Genomic DNA, 2,028 nt, shown 5'->3' with positions numbered 1-2,028 from the left:
GATAGTTTGACATGATCAATGTCCGTACGGATCTTTTCGTCTTGAAGATCGAGGGATTTATCAAAGGAGAATTTTACATCTGTTGAGAAATGCTTCCAAACTATTTCCCGGTTGATAATATCTTCGATAAGATCAAGCACAACCCTGACTCCTTTTGATTTATAGATTTCCGATTGCACTTCGGCAGTGGCTCGATTAACAGAGCTATCGGTAAATCCGAGTTCATTTGCATTTAATTTGAAAATTGAGAAAACTAACTTCTGCATAAATTGTGAACCCTGCAACCATTCCATGTCCTTTGGTGACATATTCAAAGGAATTATTTTCACACCACCGGACGTCACAAGAACTTTTCCGTAGTTATCTTCCCCTTTAAGCTGTTCCTTATACATCTGTGCCCTTTTCAGGAGCTCATCGGGATCTACAATATCAGGGTGATCGATTTGTGCACTCAGAAACATTCCGTTCTCATACGCTCTTCTCTGACTCGTTACCGCCGCCGATAAATAATCAACGACATTTTTAATAATTTCCAAACTGCTGATACCATAAGGACTTTTTGATTGGGGTCTCATGGAAAAATAACATATCTCATCTTTAGCAAAAGAAATAGGTTTCCCAGTCGGATTAATCCATGAATACATCCACCATCTCGTTAAAAGTCCATATAAATCAGTATCCTTTAAAAACGCCCTACCATCTCTCGCCATTAACTCAACCGGCTTCGCTTTAGGATTTTTCAATTCCCCGTTTTTATCATAGGCAACCTTTGGAAATACCTTTATAATTGTCCCAGCATCCCATAACAATAAATCCGGAACCATCCTACGCAATGTATCTTTAAACGATTCATTCCACGTTCTCGATTCAAAGAACTCACTCACCTCATCAATATGACTATCTGCGGCACCTTTCTCTTCATCAACCGGAACAATATCCCAGCCTGTTGCAACGACCGAATCTGTAATATGATTAACCGATATATTAACCCAAATATTTGATGTGTACGGTTCTAATTCTGGAAAAGAAAGCTCCCTTGGCCTTCCAAATGGAGGATTCATCCAATACGCTTCTGTCCACACCGCCTTCCGTAATTCCTTCCGATTTGGTTGTGCGAATTGAATTGGCGAAAATTGGGTATAGCCAAAATTAGATGGGAGCAATTGTGATACTCCATAGCCAGTTGCATATCCATTATTTGTCATAGAACATCACCTACCACAAATTGAGCATTGTACCTTATCGTTGACCATCACCTCATCTCCACAACATCCAACTCATCCATAATTATCACACCACGTTCCCGCGGATTTGATGATCTCACTTCAACCTCTAACAATGATCCTGTCGCCACCTCGATAGGCACTACAAAGTTCCGTAATACTCCAACTTCAATCGGATTAGTTTCTGCGAAAGGAAATACCTTCACTCCATCCACAATTATCCGAAATTCGCCAAGACATTGATTCTGTCCCACGAATTGAATCCCTAAAATCTTTATTGGATATTCGACGCTTTCCCGGTAAATCTCAACAAAAGATACTCCTCGAAATGCTCCTGATCCCTGTCGGATTACAAAATGCGACGTCGAACCAAAAAGCAATCTTTTGATTCCTTTATATATTTGTTCTATTATATTCATTTTTCAAATAACCATATTTATAAACAAACTCAAAATCGCTGTGATCACAATCGCAGTTACCACAACTTTTCCCTCGAGCATTGATACTCGAGACTCGAATTCATCTAATCGATCATCATGTTTTTCGATATGATCTTTTATTCCTCGAATATCTCCTTCGATATGTTTTAGTCTCGTTTCCGTTTTCGCTGCGTGGGTACAAAGCCACAACAACTTTTTATCGCTTTCTTTTAATCTGTCATCGATATTATCTAATCGCTGGCAAATCATTTTTAGTATTTCATCCCCATTCATCGGATTACACCGTCACAATCTTATTTTTCTGGGGAAACTTCCTTATCAAGGTAGACAACTGCAACGCACGCCGCGAAATATTCCGCCATCAT

At 39.4% G+C, this 2,028-nt stretch carries 3 protein-coding genes; all 3 read right to left on the bottom strand.

Annotation, left to right across the window (positions count from 1 at the left end):
• Positions 1–1,205 (bottom strand): phage portal protein (locus J7K40_00540; GenBank protein ID MCD6160885.1); only part of this gene is annotated, 1,205 nt, incomplete at its 3' end.
• A gap of 47 nt (positions 1,206–1,252) precedes the next feature.
• A complete protein-coding gene (locus J7K40_00535) occupies positions 1,253–1,642 on the bottom strand; it encodes a hypothetical protein (GenBank protein ID MCD6160884.1) in 390 nt (129 codons plus the stop codon).
• A gap of 3 nt (positions 1,643–1,645) precedes the next feature.
• Entirely contained in the window at positions 1,646–1,912 is a 267-nt protein-coding gene (locus J7K40_00530; protein MCD6160883.1) for a hypothetical protein, read from the bottom strand.
• Between the last annotated feature and the right edge of the window lie 116 nt (positions 1,913–2,028).

The organism is Candidatus Zixiibacteriota bacterium, from assembly GCA_021159005.1.
In the GTDB taxonomy this organism is placed as follows: domain Bacteria; phylum Zixibacteria; class MSB-5A5; order UBA10806; family 4484-95; genus JAGGSN01.
This window is presented reverse-complemented; position numbering and strand designations above follow the sequence as displayed.

What these genes read in the sequence shown, in the direction of transcription:
- J7K40_00535 (MCD6160884.1), bottom strand. Translation starts at nt 1,642, where the DNA reads ATGAATATAATAGAACAAATATATAAAGGAATCAAAAGATTGCTTTTT.
- J7K40_00530 (MCD6160883.1), bottom strand. Translation starts at nt 1,912, where the DNA reads ATGATTTGCCAGCGATTAGATAATATCGATGACAGATTAAAAGAAAGC.